The following is a 3,534-nucleotide window of genomic DNA, read 5'->3' on the forward strand; positions in this document are numbered from 1 at the left end:
TGGCCAGACGCCGGAAACCATCGCCAAGACCTTCGGTACCACGGTCGCCGCTGTCAAAGGCCGGTTGCGTTATGGGCTCATCCATCCCGACATCCGTGCCGCGGCCCGCGCCAAATCGATCACGCTCGACACGATGAAAGCCTTCGCCGATCACCCGAGCCAGGAGGTGCAAAGGGAGGTCTTCGAGGCGCTCACCAAGGAGGACAACTATGTCCAGGCCTACACCGTGCGGAACGCGCTGAAGTCCCGCGGTGTCCAGGTCAGCGACGATATCGGGGCCTTCGTGCGCAAAGACTACGAGGCGCGCGGCGGTGCCATCGCGGCCGATCTGCTTGATGAGCATTCCGTGCTCGAGGATTCCGCGCTGGTCGAAACGATCCTGCTGGAAAAACTCGCCGCCGCCGCCGAAGAGGCTCGGGCAGAGATCGGCTTTGCCTGGGCCGACGCGGTCATCCAGTACGACTATGCCTCCATGGCGGATTATGGCCGGGTCTATCCCGGTCCGGTCGAACCCGATGAGAAGGGTTCGAGGCGCGTCGACGAGATCACCGCCGAGCTTGAGAAACTCGAACACGAGATGGAGAACGAAGAGCTCGAGGACGAGGCGTACAATGAACTCTACGATCGGGTCGATGAGTTGGAGGCCGAAGCACGGGATCTGCAGGAGGCCTACGGCGCGGAGGATCTTGCGCGCTCCGGCGTGATCGCCTCCTGGTCGCATGGCAAGATCAGCCTGCATGTCGGCCTGGTGCGTCCCGAGGACAGGGTCGAAAGCGCGGGCAAGGCCTCGGGTACGTCAAAGGACCACGGCACGGCGGACAGTGATGAGATCACCTATCCCGCCTCGCTCACCGAGGACCTGAAGACCGAGCGGGCGATGGCGCTCGGCGCAGCGATGGTGATGCATCCGGAGGCGACGCTCGACCTCACGCTCTTCAAGCTCGTCACCGACGTTTTGGGCCACGGCATGGGCGTGACCCAGGCGATCAAAGTCGACGCGCGTCAGGAGTATCGCAGCCATGCGAAGATGGACGAGATCGACGGCACCTCGCTAGAACAGGTGGCCGAGGCCCATGACGCGCTCGATCTCTCCTGGGCAGATGGCGCGAAATCCCCTGCGGATCAGTTCGCCCTGTTCCGCGCGCTTGATGCGGGCAAGAAGGCGAAACTCGTGGCCTATGCCACAGCGGCGACCACGCAGTCCTGCTTCGCACGGGACCGGCAGCGCGACAGCCTGATGCATGATTTCGAGGTGGAGATCATGCCGGACATCCGGGCGCATTGGACGCCGAACGCGGCGCTTTTCAACCGCTTCAAGAAGGCCTGGCTTCTGAAGATTCTCGGCGAGGAGCTGGGGCTCGCACAAGAGGCGGTGACATTGGCCTCTTCGACCAAGAAGCAAATCGTCGAATTCTGCGAAAAGCTCTTTGCGGAGCCTTTCGCCACGCTGACGGAAGCGCAGCGCGCGGCGGTCGCGGCCTGGTGCCCTCCGATGATGCAGACGGCAGGTGTCGAGCCGGTTGATGCTGGCGAGTCCGAGACACCCGTAGACGCAAGCGGGGTCGCCAAAGCGGCCTGATCGAGCAGGCGGCCCGCTCGGCATGTCCGGCGCGGGTCGCACCCTTCCCTCCATCTTACAGGTAAATCCCATGTCCCTTCTTAGCTTCACTGCCGCGAGCGTCGCGGCACAGATCGCGCATGCGCGCGGCTGCTCCACCTTCCTTCCCAACTGGAACGGGCCGGTGGGCAAACCCGCCCTGATCCTGATCGTCGGCAATGGTGTGCATCTGCGCTCCAATGGCATCGACGGTTCGACCACGCGGATCGTCACCACCGAACGCGCCGATCCCACATATGCCTTCGCCAAGGGCATCAACCCGTTCCGCGATCCGGATTGGATGGCGGCGCGGCAGGCGGCGTTTCGTGATCTGACGGGCCAGTTCTACACCGACATTCTCGATGATGTGCAGATGCTCATCGACCGCGGCCATGACACCATCCGGCTGGCAACCGATGGCCACACGATCCGCGTCTTCCTGCGCCGCGCCGCCGACTATCTGATCGGTGGCAGCTATGATGTGCCCTCAGGTCTCGGTGGGACGTTCCGGGTGATCCTCAGAGACGCCAGCGACACCCACGCGGTCGTGCAGAACTACGGCAACTGCGAGGATTTCGACGAGATGCTGCCCTACCGGGTGCCGCTCGATGCGCTCATCGAGATCGATGACCGGAGGGCGGCTTAGCGCCCTTTCTCACAATCGCATCGCCAATACCCTGCCGCGCTTCGCGCTCTCGGGACATTGGCGACACATGAAATCTCTCTAAGAGAAAGGACACTGAAATGGGTTGGCTCTTTTATACAGATCGTCGCGTGAAGACTTATGCGGACGAGAAAGCAGAAATCGCCCGGCTCTGCACCTTCGAGACGGATACCCGCAAGACGGTGTTGCTCAAGGCCTGCAAGGTCGGGTCGACCTGGTATGCAGCAGCGAAGGTCACAAACGTCAATGGCGCGCCGGTTGAGGACAGAACCTATGTGACCGATGCCGACGGATCGTTCACCTTCGGAGCAGTCTTCCTGACGCGATATGATGATGGTTGCTGGGGCTACAAGGACATAGAGGAGAGCGCCGGGCCCGTGGAGTCGCGCGCGCCGCTCAGCCTTCTGGCGTTGCTCTCCGAGTTGAGGGATCCCGACAGCTATGCCCATGCCTGGCGTCAGCGCTGCCGCGACTGGGCGGCGATCCCGGACTACGACGAGGGTGACAAGATCAAACTGGCCGCACCGGTAACGCTGACCGATGGCAGCACCTGCCAGATCGTGACCGCCACCCATTACCGGCGCGGAGGGCAAAAGCGTCTCTGCTACCGCATCGAGGAAACAGGCGGCCTCGTGCGTCTATCGAAAGCCTCGCTCGCCGGGTCCGAGCTCCTCGGCTCGGCGAAGAGTGCAGCGAGTCCGGTCCTGGCGGAGTTCTTTGCTGGGCACGGGCCTTGATACTGTATCTCAAATGAGATACATAAACACCAACCAAAGGAGGTCAGACCATGTCTGCACAGACATCCATGCTCCACGTTCGTGTTGACGACCAACTCAAGGCGCAAGCCTCGGATGCGCTCGCCGGTGTCGGTCTGACGCTTTCCGATGCGGTGCGCATCCTCTTGACCCGCGTCGTTGCGGAAGGTGGGCTGCCGGCGGGACTGACCGCCGATCCCGACGCCTATGACGCATGGTTCCGTGCCAAGGTGCAGGAAGCCCTGGACGATCCGCGTCCGGCAAAGGCACAGGCCCAGGTGATGCAGGATGCCCAGGCGCTGATCGACGGGAAACGACGTACCCGATCTTGAATGGAAGGCCGCGGCCATCGCCGACCTTCTGGCGATCATCGACTACATCTCCGACGACAATCCAGATGCCGCTCAGGCCCTCAAAGACGAGGATGAGGCTAAAACCTCAAGATTGCCAGAGCATCCTCAGATGTACCGTCGGGGCCGCGTCGACGGCACCCGCGAAATGGTTGTGCGCCCGCACTA

General features: G+C 62.6%; 4 protein-coding genes and 1 pseudogene. All 5 read left to right on the plus strand.

Annotation, left to right across the window (positions count from 1 at the left end; genetic code table 11):
* Positions 1 to 1,579, plus strand: a 1,579-nt coding sequence (locus A3764_RS16940; RefSeq protein WP_067951802.1) for a chromosome partitioning protein ParB, incomplete at its 5' end; no start/stop codon positions are given.
* A 70-nt stretch (positions 1,580 to 1,649) separates the two neighbouring features.
* Positions 1,650 to 2,243: a regulator gene (locus tag A3764_RS16945; RefSeq protein WP_067951803.1), complete on the plus strand. Its 594-nt coding sequence runs from the start codon at positions 1,650 to 1,652 to the stop codon at positions 2,241 to 2,243.
* Between the two features lie 98 nt (positions 2,244 to 2,341).
* Positions 2,342 to 2,998, plus strand: coding sequence for a DUF6927 domain-containing protein (locus A3764_RS16950; RefSeq protein ID WP_067951804.1), 657 nt, complete (start codon positions 2,342 to 2,344; stop codon positions 2,996 to 2,998).
* Between the two features lie 50 nt (positions 2,999 to 3,048).
* Positions 3,049 to 3,348, plus strand: a complete 300-nt coding sequence (locus tag A3764_RS16955; protein WP_067951805.1) for a type II toxin-antitoxin system RelB/DinJ family antitoxin — start codon at positions 3,049 to 3,051, stop codon at positions 3,346 to 3,348.
* 46 nt (positions 3,349 to 3,394) lie between these two features.
* Positions 3,395 to 3,534: pseudogene (locus A3764_RS24180) on the plus strand (type II toxin-antitoxin system RelE/ParE family toxin); the annotation flags it as partial.

It is taken from the genome of Sulfitobacter sp. HI0129 (genome assembly GCF_001635395.1).
In the GTDB taxonomy this organism is placed as follows: Bacteria; Pseudomonadota; Alphaproteobacteria; order Rhodobacterales; family Rhodobacteraceae; genus Sulfitobacter.